Consider the following 19,512-nt stretch of genomic DNA (forward strand, 5'->3'; position numbering starts at 1 on the left):
AAAATCCGCTGATCATCATAACTATGATAGCTCAGCGGATTTTATATATCAATATACTATTTTATTATGCGCTTACTGTGTTTTTTCCATAAGCATAATTCATAGGAAGGGAAATTGCCTTTCCATTTTTATCAAATAAAACCCTTACTTTTGAGTCTTTTGCTACATAATTATCATCAACAGGAATTATTTCAAGATTATCACAGTCCATGCTATATTTCTTGCAGCAGGATATTATTTTATTTTCTGTTTCTTTGTTCATAAAGATTAACTCCTATAATGGCATTGTTTACAATGGTACATATTACACATTATACCATTAAATAAATACTTTTCAAAATATTATTAAAATGATAAATATATGTGTGTAATTTATAGAAAAGTAATTTTATATGGAGAAAAAATAAAAATATCATAAAAAAAGTTATGTAAACGTAATAAAAAAAGAAAAAACACCTGCTAAATTTGACAATTAGATAATTGAGTGATAATATTTACTTGTCATTATAAGAAGCCATAATTAGCAAGTGGAGAGGGGAAACTTCTAATTATGCAATATTTTTTATTTAAATTATAGGAGATGAATAGAATGAACGGTTTATTAATCGTTGGACTAGCTATCGTTGTTTTAGGGGCTGCATATTTAATATACGGCAGATGGTTAGCTAACACATGGGGAATTGACCCAAAAGCAAAAACACCGGCATATACAAAGGAAGATGGTGAAGACTTTATTCCAACACCTATGGGTGTAGTATTTTCACATCAATTTTCATCAATAGCAGGTGCAGGACCTGTAACAGGACCAATATTAGCGGCAGTTTTTGGATGGGTTCCGGTATTATTATGGATATTAATTGGTGGTATCTTCTTTGGAGCAGTACATGATTTCGGTGCTTTATATGCATCTGTAAAAAATGAAGGAAAATCAATTGGAGCAATTATTGAAAAGTATATTGGTAAAGCAGGAAGAAAGTTATTTTTCTTATTTGCATGGATTTTCTCATTATTAGTTATTGCAGCATTTGCAGATATGGTTGCAAATACATTTAATGGATTTAATGCAGAAGGCGCAAAAGTTGCACCTAATGCAGCAGCAGCATCTATATCAATGTTGTTTATAGTTGTAGCAATGGTATTTGGTGTATTTATAAAGCATAAACAACCAAGCCAGAAGCTTCAGTTTGTAATTGGAGTTGTTCTTTTAATTGCAATGCTTGCTGCAGGAATTGCATGCCCTATATTCTTAGGAAAAGGTGAATGGCTTGCAATTGTATTCGTATATCTTTTCTTGGCAGCAATAATGCCAATGTGGCTTTTGATGCAGCCTAGAGATTATTTAAGTACATTCTTATTGTTAGGAATGATAATTGGAGCTGTAATTGGAATAGTAGTTGCAAAACCAGCTATGAATCTTCCAGCATTCTCTGGAGTACAGGTTAATGGAAATATGATTTTCCCTACATTATTTGTAACAATAGCATGTGGTGCAGTTTCTGGATTTCATAGTCTTGTTTCATCAGAAACTTCTTCAAAACAAGTTAAAAATGAAAAAGATATGCTTCCAATAGGTTTTGGAGCTATGCTTATTGAATCATTACTTGGAGTAGTTGCATTAGTTGTTGTTGGATATGCAGCAAAAGGAGGAGTAATGCCAAAAGGAACTCCATTTTCAATATTTGCTGGTAATGTAGCAGGGTTCTTATCATTACTTGGAATACCAGAATATGTTGCAACATGCATAATGACAATGTGTGTTTCTGCATTAGCATTAACATCATTAGATTCAGTTGCAAGAATAGGACGTATGTCTTTCCAAGAATTCTTTATGACTGACACTTTAGATAGTGATACAGAAATGTCGTCATTTACAAAACTTATGACTAATAAGTATTTTTCAACTATACTTACTTTAGCTGTAGGTGCACTTTTATCACTTGGCGGATATAATAATGTATGGCCATTATTTGGAGCTGCAAATCAGTTACTTTCAGCCCTAGTTCTTATTGCACTTGCAGTGTTCTTAAAAACAACAAACAGAAAAGGCTTTATGCTTTGGGGACCAATGGTAATGATGTTATGTGTAACATTTACTGCATTAGTTCAGGCATTAGTTAAAATATTTAGAAAATTTTCTACTGGAGAATTTGTATTCTTGACTGATGGATTACAATTGATATTTGCAATATTATTGATAGCACTTGGATTCATGGTTGCAGTATCATGCTTTAAGAAATTATTTGGAGATAATACAGATTCTGATGTAAAAGTAAGTACACAATCATAAATTTAAAAAAATATTAAAAAAATAGTATAAGCATCTATAAACAGAAAATTTTTTAAAGGCTGTTTATAGATGCTTTTTTATGTTTTGAAGAATTCAAGTTATTTAGGAATTTTTGAATGTTTTTTTAAATAGTACAAAATAATTTTAACTTGAAATGATGAAGTTTTTATAAATTGCTGAAAAAGGTACTGTCATATTGAAAGATATTAGGAAAATTTATGAATGATTGTTTTTATACAGAAATGGATTAAAAAGAATTTGCTGAAATGTTTATGAAATTTTCAACAATTATAATTACAACAACAAAAAAATTACATAAAATGGAATAAGTGTGTTATTATAATATAGTGATGCTTCAATTCAAAATATTATAAGGGTATGAGAGAAAATAGGAGATGATTAAATTATGAATTTAAAATATTCTGCAATTTATAGTGATAATCTTGGGTGCGATAAATGCTATGTTTATTTTGAAAAAGATAATATAATTCTTAAAGTGAGAGGATTTGAATTTTATAGCAATAACTATGATTTTGATTTTTATTGTGATGAAAATTATGAAGTTAAGAAGAATTTCTATCTTAAAGATAACGAATTGATAGAATATGTTTTAGATGTAAGAATATTGCTTCCGCTTATAGAGAACAATAGAGAATATACGGAAAAAGCTATATTAAGAATTGAAAGACAGAAAAATCTATATAAAAATACAATATTAATTGATAAAAATGATAAGAGATATTATGCTACAGGAATAAATTTTTCAAATATTATAAATAATTTAAAAAGGAGACTTCCATTAGGGTATGAAATAAAGCAAAACATATATGAATATTTATCTCCTACAAACGATAAAATTCTGACGAAAAATGTTTAATCATTATGGAAATAAATTTGAAAGTATAATATAATAATACTAGATAGATAATAATTGGTATATTAGGAGGGAGATTTATGTCATATACAATAATAGATATTGTAGATAAAACTATAAATATAGAAGAAAAAAGAATTGCTGTAATAAATGAGATGATAAATGAAAATAAAAGTCTCCCCACTATAAATATATTAGGAAAAGTTTTTCAAAAGGAATCTATTAAAATGATAGATTATTATAAAAATATAAAATCACAACTTGTAAATTCAGAAGTAGAGGAGATAGATTTTAGAACATATGATAATATATCATTTTTAATCAATGAGTTTTGCAATAAGATATTTGTGCCAAAAGCTAAGACTCCAAAAGAATATTTAAGATATAACCTCACAACTATAAGTGATGAACTTGCATTATTTATTGATATTCAAGGGAGACTTGTTAATAATGCACATAAGACAAGCGGAGTGACATATAATATTTTAAGTGGAATAATATTGAGGATGAAAGAACGAATTGAAAATATTAATAAAATTTTATAAAGGCAAGAATGAAGTTAAAATTTTTAATCAAAAACTAAAAAAACTATTGTAAAATTCCATGATAAACTTTAAAATATAAATGTGGTTATGAACGTAAAGGAGCGTATCAATAATTTGAGATTATTTGGTATGCTCTTTTTTATTTAAATAATTTATAGAAAAAGAGGTTATAAATATGGATAAAATTGATTACAAAATTATAGAACTTCTACAGAAAAATGCTAGATATCCTTTAAAACATCTTGCAGAAGAAGTGTTTTTATCAACACCAGCAGTTTCTGCACGTATTGAAAAGCTGGAGGAAGCTGGAGTGATAACGGGTTATTCAGCACAACTGGATCCTTTAAAATTAGGATATAATATAAAAGCTTTCATCAATCTTGAAATGTCTCCCAAACAAAAGGTGGAATTTTATCCATTTATAGAATCGTGTCCAAATGTTTTAGAGTGTAACTGTGTAACTGGAAAATATTCTATGCTTATAAAGGTCGCATATCATACTACACTTGAATTAGATGCATTTATTGGAGAATTGCAGAAATATGGAAATACAGAAACTCAAATTGTATTTTCAACAGCAGTAGAACATAGAGGTATAAGTCTTAAATCTGAATGTAAAGATTTATAAAAATATGATATAATTTCTTAAGAAATATGTATTTCAATTGACAATGTGCAATGAAGGATGAAATTTTTATATGTATGAGATAAATTTTAAATGTAATTTTAATCTTGCGACATATATATTATCATATAATTCAGAATAGTAAGTATATAATTCAGAGGTAATAATGATGAATGAAAAGAAAAGTATTTGGAAAAAATTTTTAGATCTGCTGGAAATTGATAAGTTTAGAATCGTATTTTTTTCAGTTATTACAATATTATGTTTAATGATCTTTGTGAGCAGAATTAGCAGATAGAAGACAAGTTGTTGAAAGTATAGTAATAAAACATAAACATATCTCATAAAATTATATTAATACAATGTTGACTGATGATGTTTTAGATAAATTACTATTGTCAGATGATGATTAATAATAAGGAGGAGATATTGTGACTGAGTATGAAGAGAAACTCAATGAGAATAAGAATATAATACTTAGAAATATTGAACAGGGAAAGCAAGCAGGAATGAACAAGGTGTCAGCTGTTTTTGCTGTAAGCAAACGTGATGAATTGAGAAAAAATATGGTTACAGATTTAGCAGTGTGGCTTATATCAAATGGATATAAAGTTTCTTTAAAAGAAGGAGAACTGGAAATTCTCACTATTGAATGGGAATAAGGCCGATTACAATGGACATAAGATTTTAAAATATTATATGATCCTGTATATCTTACATATACTAAAGATATATACTATATATATTTCAGTAAGAAGGGAAATGCTGTAGAAAGATTAAATTCTGCCATATTTGGTATTTTAATATGGTACTGAATAAATGCTTTAGATATTTTATGCAGCATATCCCTTTAATTTTTTGATTTCAATATAGACAGAAATATTTCTAAATTAAGATTGTGAAATTTATTATATTAGCATATACTATGAATACAGAAATGGATAATTAAATTTTGATAAGTTTAATTTATTTGGGAGGATTTTTCTATGAATGAAAGATATGATATAGCAATTATAGGAAGTGGGCCAGCAGGATTAGAAGCTGCTTTAAATGCTAAAATAAGAAAAAAGAAATTTATTATTTTTGGAAATGATGATTTTAGTGGAAAACTTATAAAGGCTAAGCAAATAAATAATTATTTAGGGTTTTATGGAATGAGTGGAGTAGAAATAAAAAAACAATTTGAAGCTCATATGAAATCAATGGAAATAAATATAACAAATGAAAGAATAAATAACATATATTCAATGGGAGATTATTTTGCACTAGCTGCAAATGAAAAAATGTACGAAGCTTTAACAGTTATTTTAGCCACTGGAGTTAATTTTGGAAAACCTTTTGAAGGAGAAGAAAAGTTTTTGGGAAAAGGTGTAGGGTATTGTGCTACATGCGATGCGCCTCTTTATAAAAGTAAGACAGTTTCAATTATTGCATATAATAAGAAAGAGGAAAGTGAAGCTGATTTTGTAAGCTCTATTGCAGAAAAAGTTTATTACATACCAATGTATGATGGCGAAGTAAATGTTGATGAAAAAATTGAAGTAATTAAAGATATTCCCTTGAAAATTGAAGGTGAAACAAATGTAAAGAAGCTGATACTTAAAAATAGAGAAATAGAAACAGATGGAATTTTTATTTTAAGAGAAAGTGTGTCTCCAGGACAGCTTGTTCCTGGATTGAAGATAGTTGATAATCATGTAGAAGTTGATAGATTAATGAGGACTAATATTAAAGGATGCTTTGCAGCTGGAGATATTGTTGGAATGCCATATCAATATATAAAATCAGCAGGAGAAGAAATTATATTGGTCACAGATGATATATTTTCAAAGCATTTTTTTGCCTCATTATACATGTTACAATCAATAATACATGATGGATAATCAGCAATGAGAGATGCAAGATTAAATTTATTTGAAATTTTTGTATATATAATATAGAATTTGGATGAGATTTTAATAATTTATTACATATATGAAATATAAATAGAATTAGATTAATAGTATTTATTATGTTAATATAGAATTAATGATGGAGAATAGTATTGTATGGAGATGACTTATGGAGAAAGACAATTATATTTTAGATATAATAAATGATATATCAGAAGTTCTGCAAAAAGACGAGTATGCAAAAGAAAGATATTTTAATGATGTTATCTGGCTGAATGAAAAGGCTGATTTTATAAAAAAGAACATAGTACGTGTTGCTATAATGGGGATAACAAGCAGTGGAAAATCTACTCTTGTAAATGCATTGCTTCAGGAAAAACTTCTTCCTGTTGCAATAAAACCAAGTTCCAGCATAATAATAACATGTTCAAAAGGAAATGAAAGAAAAGCTACTATATATTTTAATGATAGAGAAACAATATACCTTAAAGGTGAAGAACTTAATAAAAAAAATATAGGGCAATATTGTGATGAAAGTCAGAATCCTGATAATAAATTTGATGTTGCACAAATTGATATAACAACGCCAGCATTTCTTCTTCCTGATAATATACATATTATTGACAGTCCTGGACTTGATGCATATAATCTTGAAATACATGAAAGGGTTACTATGGAGATCCTGCTTCCTACAATAGATATATGTTTATTTTTAACTACAGTGAAAGCTAATAGTGATGAAATAAATTCAGAAAAGATGAGGATTGTACATAGAAGAGGAAAAGAAATAATACTTGTACAAAATATGATAGATTCTGTTGAGGAGAAAATAGGGAAAAACGGAATTGTAGAGGAAAGTAAAATTGAAATATTAAAAAAACACAAACGAAGAGGGGAAAAGTTATTAAGGAGTGCTGTATGTAAAGGAAAAGGCTTGGAAAAAGAGAGTAATGAACAAAATCTAAGCGGATCTTATAATGATTTTGAAATAGTGCAGATATCGGCTTTAAATGCACTCAAGGCAATTATTCAAAAAAATGAGGAATTATATGAAAAATCAAATTTTGAGGAATTTATAGAAAGTGTAAAAAGATGTGTTAATAAACTGACGCCTAAGATAAACAGACAGAGGGGAATAAGTCTTATAAGCAAAATAGACAGTATAATAAAGACAGATCATAAAATAATAGATGAAAGTAGTGGAAAATCTGCAGCTAATATTGAAAATGTTACTAAGGATGATATTGACGCTGCTTTTAGAAATTTTAAAAGGTTAAAGGATGAAGTTACATTTAAAATAGAAAGTATTGATGGAATGATTTATGAGTGTATAGACAGCATAAAGAATTCTGATGATTATAATTTGAATTCATATAAGAAAATAATAAACAAGATAAATAAAGCAAATGAAGATATAGAAGAAGAAATACTCTTAACAGTAAAAGCATGTGAATATAAGAAAAATGAATTGTATAAGAAATTGAATATGGACATTATATACAGTTATGCACTTCCCAATATGAATTATGAAAGTGTAGAAGTAATGCATAAATATCATGAGAAAACTGAAAAAATAAAAAAACAAGGAGTTTTGAATAGGGGAAAGAGGTTTTTATCAAATGTATTTGATAAAAATTGGGGATATGAAGAGAAAGTCCTTGATGAAAAGATTATTGACAAAACGGCTACAATAAAGAAACTTGAAAATGTATGTGATGTCAATAGAGTAAAATATGTGAATATACTTACAGAATGGACAAAACAGTATACAAGATCAATAAATTTATTCTACAATGAAGTGAGCAAAAGAGAAAAGGAATTTGCAGAAAAGAAAAATCAAAATATAGAAATATCTAATATTGAAGATATTTCATTAAGACTTGAGAAAATAAGAGATGAACTCATGCTGAGAAAAAATCCTACAGCAGAAGAACTTGAAGAAGCTGCTCTTATGAATAAAGCTAGAAAATATAATTCTATTGATGATAATAAAGAATTTAAGATAACAGAAATCCAATTAAGTAAAAAAAGTTATAATATTTATAAAATAATAAGTAATATATGTGAAAAAAATTATCTTCTAGTAGGACGTTATATGCATGATGAAGTGAGCAGAAATTTGAACGGAAAATGTATTGAAGTGTATTGGACTTGGGATGTGGACACAGCTTCAAAATTTATTTCAAGAATGCATGGAATATATATGTCAAAGGATATGCTTAGAGAATTAAAAGAAACTGGAATTTTTAAACATTCTGATATAGTTGTTATATATGAAGACAATGTGAATAAGTTGAAGCTTTATGAAAAATTGAAAAGCATATATGGTGGAAAGTTTAATCTGTATCTCATATTTAATGGAATACAGATTGCAAATTCAGAAAAATATATATTAAAAAATATAAATTTAAAGGAATTTTTGGAATATAATGAAGTGAAAATGAATCTTGTCATAGATTCTTATAAAGAATTTATTATTGGACAAAATATTAAGGAACTTTTAAATGAAGTAAGTATATTAAAGAAAAACATTATAAATAAGTTTGGGCAGAATAAGGTAGGAAAAATTCTTATAAATGCGAAAAATCCAATATATAATATGACACTTATAGAATGCCAGAAAAAGGATGATTTCATTTTAAGTACATACAAGAATATAAAAGAAAAAACTATGGAAAATTTAATGGCACATGGAAGCGAAGAAAAAGAAATGATAGAAGATATACTACATTTTTTCTTAGAAAATGGACAAAATATGGAGGAAAATCATGGAAGATAAATCAATATTAATACAATGTGATGAAATGACAAAAAATATGATGGGTGAGCTTCAGTCAGATATGGCAGATTCTTTGTTTAGGGTATCTAAGAATATGACAGCAGAAGTTCTTGAAAAGATAAAGCCAATTGAAAAGAAAATAAATGATATAAAGAAGGAAATTGAAGAATTTGTTGATGATAATGAAGATTTCCATGATGTTATAGAAAGCCTCAATAATAATATAGATTCTATAACAAAAGGCATTGAGACTACAATAGAATCTTCAATAGTAAAAGTAATAAGCGAACAGAGCAAAATGATGATAGAACATAATAAATTATTTAATGAAAATCTCCACAGGCTGATGGAAGACACACAAAATATAAAAGAAAAATTGGAGTTATCTGACAATGATATTAAAGAAGAACTTAAGAGTATAGATTCAAAAATAGAGAACATAACATTTGAACAGCTTGAAGATAAACTGGCTATTTTAGGAATAAAGGTAGTAAAAGATGCTGCTAAAAATAAAAATGAAGTTTTAGAAAAAATAGATAAAATCAGTACAGAAGAGTTAGAAGAAGAGCTTCAGAAGTTTGAAAAAGAAATGGAAAGTAATTTTTTCAGTAATAAGCAGCTTATAAATGAAAAATTTAAAGGATTAAGTGAAAAAATAGATGAAAAAGAGCTGCTTATAAAAATAATTCATGGATATGAAAAAGAACTTAATGAAAAAATTCAAAGTCTACAAGAAGAAGTTGAATGGGGAAATAGATCATTCTTTTCAAAACTTTTTGGAAGGAAGAAAAACTAGCTTTTTATAAAAAGAGGAGAGAAAGAAATGACTTATATTGATATTATTGATGATTCAAGATTTAATGAATTATTGAAAAAATATATGAATGAAAATACTGAATTTGATTATAGAGAATATTTTAAACATTTTAAAGAAAATTTGAATAAAAAAGAAATATTAGTGCCAGTCTTGGGAATACAAGGTGCTGGTAAAAGCAGTTTTTTAAATTCTATACTTATGAATGAAAATGTACTTCCAACAGATGTAGATGAAACTACATGTGTGCCAGTTGAAGTTCATTATGGAGAGAATGTTCATGAAGCAGAAGTTTATTTTTTGGGAAAACCAAAACAGACAATAAAAATAGAAGAATTGGAAAAATATGTACATAATGATTATAATCCAGCCAATGAAATGGGAGTTACGAAAATAATTTTATATAATAACAGTCAGATAGTGAAGGATAATATTGTTCTTATAGACCTTCCTGGGGTTGGAAGCTTGACTCCTGAAAATCAAAAAACAACAATTGATTATGTAAATAAACTTGTTGCAGGAATTTTTATGATAAGAACAAATCCCCCTATAACAAGGACAGAAAAAAATTTTATAAATGCGTTATGGCCTAAACTTTCAAATACAATTTTTGTTCAAAATAAATGGACTGATGAGACTTTGGAAGATGCAGAAGATGCAAAGGAACATAATGAAGGTGTTCTTAATGGAATAAGCAATTCGTATAATGAAAGCAGAGCTATAAAAGTAAATATAGTCAATGTATATGAAGCTGTAAAAGGAAAATTTACACATGATTGTGAATTGTATAAGAAATCAGGTATAGAGCCTGTTTTAGAAGAGATAAAGAATATTTCAAAAGAATACAATATTTCTCTTATGAACACTCTTGAAAATAAAATTGATCAAGTGCTAAATAGTATAGAAATGAAAATTAAAGAATGTATTTCAGTTTCTATGACTAAAACAAGCGAAAATGAATTAAACAAAATACGAAAGATAACTAAGATACAAGATATTTTGCGTGAAAATAAAGAATATTTTAAGAATATAAGAAGTTATTCTTATGATAAAATGGATAATATAATAGAAGAGGTTTCAGAAATTATAGAATATAATATGGATGAATTAAGAAGAAACCTAAAAAGAATAGTAAATAAAGGGATAGTAGATGGAGAACTGTTGAGTTCTATATATAAAGAATTGTCTGACAAAGCTATAAATGATATTATGGAAGACGTGTTAAATATAACAAGTGATTTTGTGAAAAATCTTAATGGAAAGCTTCAGTATGTAACTATCAAAGGATTTGATGGAACATATGAAAATATTTCTTTTTTTAATAAAAAGAGCAGCGTTAAATTTGAAAAATCACTTCCATCAATTCTTGGAGTAAGTTCAGGACTTATTGGGACTGTAGGAGCTATAAGTAGTCTTGGAGGACCTCTTGGAATCCTTGTTGGAATGGGAATAGGGTTTGTATTTTCAATAATTGGAGAAAACATAAGAAAGGGTATTCTTCATACAAGAGCTGATTATACAATAAAAGATCTTGAGCCCATGATTGAAGATCTTGAAAATTATCTTAAAGAAGAAATAATAGATGATTTAAGGGCAAAGCAGGAAGAAGTTGATGATTCAATTAAAAAGATAAGAAAGCAGATTGAAAAAACTTTTAAAGAAGATATGTCTAATATAGAAAATCAGTATAATAAAGAATATGATGAAAAACATACTCTTTTATTTGAAGAAGATTTGAAAATTTTAAACAATTTAAAAAATAATTTAGCATAATATATATGTTACAATTAATAATGTACAGTGAAATATGATGCAAATTTTGAATGTAATTTTGATGTTGCAATATATATTATTATAGTCAGTAAATTGCGCTGTATGATATGTTTTAGTTTAAAGAGGGAGAGAATATAATATGAACATTTTCAATAACTGTATAAGAAGACAGGAAAAAATTGATTCAATAGTGGAAACACTAGGAGTAAAAGATATTATAGATAAAAATTCATTAGTAAAAGAAAGAATTGTCAATCCATCTCATTATGTTGTAATGCTTGGTGAAACAAGTTCAGGAAAGAGTGCTTTGATAAATAGTATTCTTGAAAAGAAAATAATGATTGAAAGTGTAAAACCTACAACAGGTGTTGTGGCAGAAGCTGTGATTTCTGATGAAGAAGATGTATGGAGCAAAGTAGGAAGAGATGGAAGCGTAACTGAAATAGAAAAAGAAGAATTTGATAAATTAGTTGTTAAACCTTCATCTGATATACACAGACTAAGATATACAGGAAGAAGCAAAAACAAGAAATATGATGGATTAAGAATTTTTGATACACCAGGTTATGGTTCACTTGTTGATTATCATGAAGATGTATTGAAAAACTTTATTCCTGAGGGAGATTTTATAGTATATGTAGTTTCATATAGAGTAGGACTTAATGATGATGATTACCAATTCCTTAAATATGTAGGAGAAATAATTTCAGATAATGTAGAAGTTATTCTTGCTGTAAATATGTGTCCTAAAGATATAGAAGAAAACAATAAGAGAATAATTGAAATAAGAGAAAATGTAAATGAATGTATACATAAAGATGTGAAGACATTTCTCATTGAAAGCAGCAGTGAAAAAAATCCTAATGGAGAAATACTTTGGAATTACATATATGAAAGAGTAAATGACCCTAAAAAAGTTGAAGAACTTGGAGAAGCATTGAAAAATTATCAGGATTATGTTTTGGGAGAATGTGAAATAAAAGTAAATTCAAAGATTGCATCTATTGAATCAGTAAAGAATGATTTAGATGAAAGAAAAAAACTTACAAAAGAGTTTTATGAATGCAGGGAAGAAATAACTGGAATTCTTGAAAGAGGATTTACTAAAACAAAAGTTAAATCAATGAAGCTTATAGATAAAGCTGCTGCAAATATAAAAGAAGATGTAAGCAAATACATAGAAGATGAAACTAAGTGGACTAAGAGAGAAGAAACATATTCATTTATGCAGCATTATTATGTACCTAAACTTACGAGTGAAAAGACAGAAGAGGTATTAAGTTATATAGAAGATGAAATAATTCTTCTTGATAAGGCAATACAGGAAACATTGAATAAGACAGCAAAAGTTCTTGAAGATAAAGTAAAAGTAAATATTCCATGTTATAGTGATGTTATGGAAGGAATACTGAAAAAACATATTGGAGATGCAATGAAGCAGGCTGCTGGAGAAATGTTTAGAAATATAGAAGATAAAAAGAAGAGCAATTCAAGTTCATCTGAAAAAAATTTCAAGAGGCTAGATAATAGTAGTGCAGAATATGATAGACATGTTAATGGTCTGGCAAAGCTTATGAAAGTAATAAGAGCTACATCATTGAAAGGAATCACAAGATATTTAAGTATATTTACAGATTCTATAATTTATCTCTATGATGCCCTTACATGGCAGAGCAAGATAAATGAGATATCTATGGAAGCTATTGATAATTGGGCTAAGGATGTGGAAAAGGCAGTAAGAAAATATATTGATGAATTTAAGGAAACAAATAGAAGAGAAATAATGGCACTGTTTGATGAACTTTCAGAGGAATTCAGTGAAGAAGAAAGTGAAGAAATGGTTGAAGAAACTGATTATGATACTTTGTTAAAATTAAAGAGGGAAATAGATTTCATTTTACATAAATGTCTTTTGGTATCTATGTAGATAAAAATTAATTTGAAAACTGAAATTATAGAATGGCAAAACTGATTCTTATTCTATGATTTCAGTTTTGTTCATTTTGTGAAAGTTTATTAAATAATGCAAGATTAAAATTATATCCCCAATTTATGTTATATATGTAAAATTAAAGTTTCAAATGTAAAAGGATAATTGCAATGTATATAAATCATTGTATATCAGGAGTAAAGATTTTAAAAAATCTTTAATTTTAGTGTAGTTTTATTATTGAAAGGCATGTATATATATAGTAATTAGGTATTAATTATAAGGGGAATGAAAATGGATTTGGTTATGATAATTCTTGTGACAGCGCTTGTTATATGGAAAAATGGATATACAATATATCTTATGTATGATTCATACAAAAAAAAGAACAAGAAAAAATTACTTATCAATAGTGTATTTATTCTGGATTATCTGATGTATTACTATTTTATATATAAGGCAGCTTCAGACTCTATTAAATCACCATGTGATGGACCAGTTTGGTTTGTTGTAATTTTCATACTTCTTACATCATGCAACATACTATATGATCTGGAAATTTTAGATATTGAATAAAAAAATATAATTTTTTTTGATAAATAGAAGGAAATGTGTTAAATTTATAGAATAGTATGTAATGGACAAATTAAAGTGGTATAAAAATGATTTGTTTTAAAATGAAATTTACAGAAGGATAAATTTAAAAACTTTGTCGAATTCTTTTTCTCAGAAGTTGTAATATTTATTCCACAAAAATTACAAAGGAATACTCAAAGATTAAAAGGGCATAGTATTATTGGGGTGTTATCTGAAGTTTATAATGTGGGATTACAATAACCTGAAAGTTGATTTCAATTGCTGAAAAGTGAATGATAAAGGAATATAAGGAGTTTTTATTATGGATTTTAAACATGTATCAGTGCTTTTAAATGAATGCATTGATGGATTAGATATTAAGGAAAATGGAATATATGTTGACTGTACATTAGGCGGTGCAGGGCATTCATCATATATATTAAAACATTTATCAAAAGAAGGACTGCTCATAGGAATTGATCAGGATACTGATGCCTTAAGTGCAGCAAAAGAACGGTTAAAAGATTATGACAATGTGAAGTATGTTCACAGTAATTTTTATAATATAGACAGCATATTAGATGACCTTGGAATAGAAAAAGTTGATGGTATATTGATGGATTTAGGGGTTTCATCATATCAGCTTGATAATGCTGAAAGAGGTTTCAGTTATATGCAGGATGCACCTTTAGATATGAGAATGAATAGAGATAATGATTTCTCTGCATACAATATTATAAATGAGTATAGTGAAGAAGAACTTTATAAAATAATAAAAGATTATGGAGAAGAAAAATTTGCAAAGAGAATTGCAAATTTTATAGTCAATAAAAGAACTGAGAAACCGATTGAAACTACATTTGAACTTGTAGAAATAATAAAAGCTGCTATACCAGCAAAAGCGAGACGAGATGGACCTCATCCAGCGAAGAGGACTTTTCAGGCCATAAGAATAGAGGTTAATTCAGAACTTAAGATATTAAATAAGACTATAGAAGATGGAATAAATAGGTTAAATTCAGGAGGAAGAATGGCAATAATAACTTTCCATTCTTTAGAAGACAGAATTGTAAAACTAAAATTTAGAGAACTTGAGAATCCATGTACATGTCCTAAAGAATTTCCAATATGTGTGTGTGGAAAGAAACCACTGGTTAAAGTTTTAAGCAGAAAGGGAATTGTACCTACAAAAGAAGAAATTGAAAAAAATCCAAGAAGCAGAAGTGCAAGAGTAAGGGTTGTTGAGAAGATTTAAAGTTAAATGTGTATATAAATGAGTAGGGATGTGAAAAAAATGCCACGAGGAGAGTACGGTTATGGAATAAGGGGAAATACTGTTGTTAAACCTGTAAAAAAGACTACTATACGGAAACCCAAGATAAATGAAGAACAGAAAAGAAAAAAGAAAGATGATAGAAAAAGAAAATTTAAGAATCTTGAAAAACAAAACGATAGAAAATACATGTTTACTATGGTTATGGTTATTCTTGGGTTAGGCTGTATTACTATAGCAGGGGATAGCAAAGTGTATAGGATTCAGAAAGAAGTAACAGCATTAGAAAGGCAGATAAGTTTTATCAATGAAGAAAATGAAGCTTTAAGGGTAAAAGTGCTAAAATATTCTTCATTAGGAAATATAGAAGAGAATGCCGGCAGTACACTTGGAATGTATGTGCCTAATAGTGAGGATGTAGTAAAAATAGATTTTTCAGAAAATTATTTTGAAGATGTAACAGTTGATAATGATAAAGAAAATAAAAATAGAAATAGAATTTTTGATTTTTTTGATAAGTTTTTTAAATAACGATAATATATTTATTTTAAAACAAATGCAATTATATTTTTTATAGATGAGATTTGATATTTTATAAGGCTCAGATGGGTTGTGCATTCATCTGAGTCTTAAGTATTTACCAGAGAAAATAGTGGGGGAACTGACTATGAAAAAAAGAACTTTTAAAGATAGGCAGAAAATGAAGAAAAAAACATGGTATACAGGTATAGCTGTTACAATACTGTTTATAATTTTAATCGGAAGATTATCATATATAATGATTATAAAAGGGCCTGAGTATGCAGGAATGGCAGAAGAACAATGGACAAGTGAAGTTAAAATTGATGCAGTAAGAGGAAAAATATTAGATAGAAATGGAAAAGAACTTGCTGTATCAGCAAATGTTTATAGGGTGGATTTAGACCTTACTACTATAAGAAATTATCTTGAAAAAAAAGCAGATGAACTTTCACAGGCAGAAATAGAGCAAAGAAAAAGTGTTGGAATACCGGTTCCTGTAGGTGATTCTGGAATTACAGAAAAAGATATTGCGCCTGTAATAGCGGATGCCCTGGGAATGAAGACAGAAACTGTACTTGAAAAGCTTGAAACAAAGTTGGACAGTGGTCTTCCAGCAGGATCTGCAACTCTTATAAGAAGAATAGAAAAAGATGATGCTGATAAGGTGAAAAATTTGAAAATAAGAGGTATTGTTGTTTCAAAAGATACAAAACGATATTATCCAAATAATAATTTCTTATCTCATGTTCTTGGAGTTGTTGGAAATGATGGTACTGGACTTACTGGAATAGAATCAGAATATAATACGTATCTTTCAGGAATTCCAGGTGTTAAGATTGGAGAATTTGATAAGAACAGCAATGATCTTCCTTATAGTGATTCTGAATTTACATCTCCAGTAAATGGAAAGGATGTAACTTTGACAATTGATGAAACTATTCAATCATTTGCAGAAAAAGCAGCTCAGCAGGCTTATGAAGACAATAAAGCTAAAGCTACATCAGTTATGGTTATGGATCCAAAGACTGGAGAAATACTTGCAATGGTAAATAAGCCTGATTTCAATCCAAATACACCTTATGAAGGATATGAAGATTTTGATGGTGATAATGAAAGTGATAAAATATATAAAATGTGGAGAAACAGGCTTGTAAGTGATTCTTTTGAACCTGGCTCAATATTTAAGGTTATAACTGCTCTCTCAGCTATGGAAGAAGGTATTGTTAATGAAAATACTACATTTGAATGTGGAGGAAAACTTCATATAGCTAACAGGGATATTAATTGTTGGGAAACAGGTGGTCATGGACTTCAGACTTTTCCAGAAATAATTCAGAATTCATGTAATGTTGGTTTTATGAAATTAGGATCAATGATTGGAAAAGATAAGTTTTATGAATATATCAAGAAATTTGGTTTTGGAGAACTTACAGGAATAGATATTCAAGGTGAAGCTGATGGAATTGTAAAAATTCCTGAAAAGATTTCACCTACAGATCTTGCTACTATTTCATTTGGCCATACAAATACAGTAAATTCAATGCAGTATATGGCAGCATTCAATGCAGTAGCAAATGGAGGAACATGGATACAGCCTCATATTATGAAAGAAGTTACTCATGACGATGAAAATGGAGTTGAAATTGTAGATGAAACTTTTAATCCAGTGACAAGAGAGATTGCTAGTTCTGAAAATACTGCACTTTTGCGAACTTATCTTGAGAAGGTTGTTACAGCAGGTTCAGCGACAGCAACATTTATAGATGGTTACCATATAGGAGGTAAGACAGGAACAGCCCAAAAGATGGAAAATGGAGTGTATATAGAAGGAAAATATATATCTTCCTTTGTAGGAATGGCTCCTGTAGACGATCCTAAGGTTACAATCATGATAACAGTAGATGAACCAAGTACAGGAAATTACTATGCAGGTCAGGTTGCAGTTCCATATGCTCATGATTTATTTACTAATATATTTAATTATTTCAATAATCAATTTTCGGAAGATACTATAACCAAAATTTCTAAAGATGTGGTAGTTCCAGAAATTAGAGGAATGAAAAAAGCTGATGCTGAAAATGCATTAAAACAGTCAAATATTCAGTGTATTATAGAAGGAAATGGAGACACAATACAAGCTATGGATCCATTGCCAGGGTATAGTGTAAAAGAAGGAACTACAATAAAATTATATACATCTGGAGGAACAGATGATTCAAATAATGTGGTTATGCCGGATGTGATAGGATATACAAAAGAATCAGCTTATAATTTATTGACTAGTCTGGGAATTCCAGTAACATTTCAAGGAGATGGTACTGTAAAGAGTCAAAATATATCTTCAGGTGAAGTGGTTACAAAAGGGACATCTGTAAATATTGTATTAGAAAGTGATTATAAAGATTAAAGTGAAAGCATAGACAAATAATTTTAATGTTATTTGTCTATGCTTTTTTTTTTCAGAGGTTCAGTCTTTTAAATTTTAAACATGAATAAAAAGAAATGAGAAGAATATTATTATAGTACAAAATGATTTACAGATTATTAGAATTGATTGCAATTATATGTTAAAAATTTATTTTGGATAAGCATAATGAAGATGGATGGAGGAAAAGGCTGTGAAAAAAAATAACTTTAAAGACAGGGGGAAAATGAGAAAAAAGCTGTCATATGCTTTAGTGGGAATAATTTTTGTTTTTACACTTTTAACTATAAGACTTTCTTATGTAATGATAATTAAGGGTCCCATATATTCAAAGAGAGCAGAAGAACAATGGACGAGTGAAGTTAAAATAGATGCCATAAGAGGAAAGATTTTAGACAGAAATAGAAAAGAATTAGCTGTATCTGCTAATGTGTATAGAGTAGATTTTGACTTGAATTCAATAAGGACTTATCTGCATGCTAAATTAAGTACTCTTACAGAGCAGGAAATTGAACAGAGAAAAAGTGCTGGAATTCCTCTTCCAAGTGAAACAGAAGGTATAACTACTGATGATATTGCTCCAGCCATAGCAGAATCACTTGGACTTGAAAAAGACGAGGTGAAAAAGAAACTTGAAACAAAGCTGCCAAGTGGTGCTGATGCAGGTTCAGCTACATTGATAAGAAGAATTACCAAAGAAGAAGCAGATAAAGTAAATGCATTGAAAATAAGAGGAGTTCTGGTATCACCAGATACAAAGAGATATTATCCTAATAATAATTTTTTAGCTCATGTTCTTGGATGTACAAATAGTGATGGAGTTGGATTGACTGGAGTTGAACTTCAATATAATTCTTATCTTGCTGGAATTCCAGGAATGAAAATAACAGAACTAGAAAAAAGTAATACAGATTATCCATATACAATATCCAAGTTTACATCTCCTGAGAATGGAAAAGATGTCACATTGACTATAGATGAAAATATTCAGGCTTTTGCTGAAAAAGTAGCACAGCAGGTTTATGATGAAAATAAAGCAAAAGCAGCTTCAGTACTTGTTATGGATCCAAAGACTGGAGAAATTTTAGGAATGTCTAATAAACCTGATTTTAATCCCAATACTCCTTTTAAAGGATATGAAGATTTTGAGGGAAATAATGATACTGAAAAGACAAATAAAATGTGGAGAAATAGACT

General features: G+C 28.4%; 16 protein-coding genes. 15 read left to right on the top strand and 1 reads right to left on the bottom strand.

Translation table 11 applies throughout. From position 1 onward, the window contains the following. Positions 1-64: 64 nt before the first annotated feature. On the bottom strand, positions 65-262 hold the full coding sequence (locus Q0F58_RS10810; RefSeq protein WP_294376224.1) for a hypothetical protein: 198 nt from the start codon (positions 260-262) through the stop codon (positions 65-67). 327 nt (positions 263-589) lie between these two features. On the opposite strand from Q0F58_RS10810, the gene Q0F58_RS10815 reads away from it, so the two are divergent. From Q0F58_RS10815 to Q0F58_RS10885, 15 genes are all read left to right on the top strand, one after another. Next, complete coding sequence (locus tag Q0F58_RS10815; protein WP_294376228.1) at positions 590-2,287, top strand: carbon starvation protein A; 1,698 nt, start codon at positions 590-592, stop codon at positions 2,285-2,287. Between the two features lie 406 nt (positions 2,288-2,693). Beyond that, positions 2,694-3,164: a DUF6304 family protein gene (locus Q0F58_RS10820; protein WP_294376230.1), complete on the top strand. Its 471-nt coding sequence runs from the start codon at positions 2,694-2,696 to the stop codon at positions 3,162-3,164. A 77-nt stretch (positions 3,165-3,241) separates the two neighbouring features. Continuing rightward, positions 3,242-3,706 (top strand): hypothetical protein, encoded by a 465-nt coding sequence (locus tag Q0F58_RS10825; RefSeq protein WP_294376233.1) that lies wholly within the window; start codon positions 3,242-3,244, stop codon positions 3,704-3,706. Positions 3,707-3,881: 175 nt separating this feature from the next. Beyond that, positions 3,882-4,334 (top strand): Lrp/AsnC family transcriptional regulator, encoded by a 453-nt coding sequence (locus Q0F58_RS10830; RefSeq protein ID WP_294376235.1) that lies wholly within the window; start codon positions 3,882-3,884, stop codon positions 4,332-4,334. A gap of 428 nt (positions 4,335-4,762) precedes the next feature. After that, positions 4,763-4,993 carry a hypothetical protein gene (locus Q0F58_RS10835; RefSeq protein ID WP_294376238.1) on the top strand — a complete coding sequence of 77 codons (231 nt, stop codon included), beginning with the start codon at positions 4,763-4,765 and terminating at the stop codon, positions 4,991-4,993. A gap of 324 nt (positions 4,994-5,317) precedes the next feature. Continuing rightward, on the top strand, positions 5,318-6,214 hold the full coding sequence (locus Q0F58_RS10840; protein WP_294376241.1) for an NAD(P)/FAD-dependent oxidoreductase: 897 nt from the start codon (positions 5,318-5,320) through the stop codon (positions 6,212-6,214). 178 nt (positions 6,215-6,392) lie between these two features. Next, entirely contained in the window at positions 6,393-9,002 is a 2,610-nt protein-coding gene (locus Q0F58_RS10845) for a dynamin family protein (RefSeq protein WP_294376244.1), read from the top strand. Then, entirely contained in the window at positions 8,992-9,798 is an 807-nt protein-coding gene (locus tag Q0F58_RS10850) for a hypothetical protein (protein WP_294376246.1), read from the top strand. Before Q0F58_RS10845 ends, Q0F58_RS10850 begins: the two co-directional genes overlap by 11 nt. A 27-nt stretch (positions 9,799-9,825) precedes the next feature. After that, complete coding sequence (locus Q0F58_RS10855; RefSeq protein ID WP_294376248.1) at positions 9,826-11,589, top strand: dynamin family protein; 1,764 nt, start codon at positions 9,826-9,828, stop codon at positions 11,587-11,589. Positions 11,590-11,728: 139 nt separating this feature from the next. Beyond that, positions 11,729-13,516 carry a dynamin family protein gene (locus Q0F58_RS10860; protein WP_294376251.1) on the top strand — a complete coding sequence of 596 codons (1,788 nt, stop codon included), beginning with the start codon at positions 11,729-11,731 and terminating at the stop codon, positions 13,514-13,516. Between the two features lie 297 nt (positions 13,517-13,813). Next, positions 13,814-14,095 (top strand): hypothetical protein, encoded by a 282-nt coding sequence (locus Q0F58_RS10865; protein ID WP_294376254.1) that lies wholly within the window; start codon positions 13,814-13,816, stop codon positions 14,093-14,095. 322 nt (positions 14,096-14,417) lie between these two features. Then, complete coding sequence (rsmH, locus tag Q0F58_RS10870) at positions 14,418-15,350, top strand: 16S rRNA (cytosine(1402)-N(4))-methyltransferase RsmH (protein ID WP_294376257.1); 933 nt, start codon at positions 14,418-14,420, stop codon at positions 15,348-15,350. Positions 15,351-15,389: 39 nt separating this feature from the next. Continuing rightward, positions 15,390-15,899 (top strand): cell division protein FtsL, encoded by a 510-nt coding sequence (locus Q0F58_RS10875; RefSeq protein ID WP_294376260.1) that lies wholly within the window; start codon positions 15,390-15,392, stop codon positions 15,897-15,899. Positions 15,900-16,035: 136 nt separating this feature from the next. After that, positions 16,036-18,297 (top strand): stage V sporulation protein D, encoded by a 2,262-nt coding sequence (locus Q0F58_RS10880; protein ID WP_294376262.1) that lies wholly within the window; start codon positions 16,036-16,038, stop codon positions 18,295-18,297. Between the two features lie 211 nt (positions 18,298-18,508). Beyond that, the coding region (locus tag Q0F58_RS10885; protein WP_294376265.1) for a penicillin-binding transpeptidase domain-containing protein at positions 18,509-19,512 on the top strand (1,004 nt) is incomplete at its 3' end.

The organism is uncultured Clostridium sp., from assembly GCF_934754915.1.
Lineage (GTDB): Bacteria > Bacillota > Clostridia > Clostridiales > Clostridiaceae > Clostridium.

Coding starts and splice junctions, on each gene's coding strand:
- Q0F58_RS10810 (WP_294376224.1), bottom strand. CDS start 262: ATGAACAAAGAAACAGAAAATAAAATAATATCCTGCTGCAAGAAATAT.
- Q0F58_RS10815 (WP_294376228.1), top strand. CDS start 590: ATGAACGGTTTATTAATCGTTGGACTAGCTATCGTTGTTTTAGGGGCT.
- Q0F58_RS10820 (WP_294376230.1), top strand. CDS start 2,694: ATGAATTTAAAATATTCTGCAATTTATAGTGATAATCTTGGGTGCGAT.
- Q0F58_RS10825 (WP_294376233.1), top strand. CDS start 3,242: ATGTCATATACAATAATAGATATTGTAGATAAAACTATAAATATAGAA.
- Q0F58_RS10830 (WP_294376235.1), top strand. CDS start 3,882: ATGGATAAAATTGATTACAAAATTATAGAACTTCTACAGAAAAATGCT.
- Q0F58_RS10840 (WP_294376241.1), top strand. CDS start 5,318: ATGAATGAAAGATATGATATAGCAATTATAGGAAGTGGGCCAGCAGGA.
- Q0F58_RS10845 (WP_294376244.1), top strand. CDS start 6,393: ATGGAGAAAGACAATTATATTTTAGATATAATAAATGATATATCAGAA.
- Q0F58_RS10850 (WP_294376246.1), top strand. CDS start 8,992: ATGGAAGATAAATCAATATTAATACAATGTGATGAAATGACAAAAAAT.
- Q0F58_RS10855 (WP_294376248.1), top strand. CDS start 9,826: ATGACTTATATTGATATTATTGATGATTCAAGATTTAATGAATTATTG.
- Q0F58_RS10860 (WP_294376251.1), top strand. CDS start 11,729: ATGAACATTTTCAATAACTGTATAAGAAGACAGGAAAAAATTGATTCA.
- Q0F58_RS10865 (WP_294376254.1), top strand. CDS start 13,814: ATGGATTTGGTTATGATAATTCTTGTGACAGCGCTTGTTATATGGAAA.
- rsmH (WP_294376257.1), top strand. CDS start 14,418: ATGGATTTTAAACATGTATCAGTGCTTTTAAATGAATGCATTGATGGA.
- Q0F58_RS10875 (WP_294376260.1), top strand. CDS start 15,390: ATGCCACGAGGAGAGTACGGTTATGGAATAAGGGGAAATACTGTTGTT.
- Q0F58_RS10880 (WP_294376262.1), top strand. CDS start 16,036: ATGAAAAAAAGAACTTTTAAAGATAGGCAGAAAATGAAGAAAAAAACA.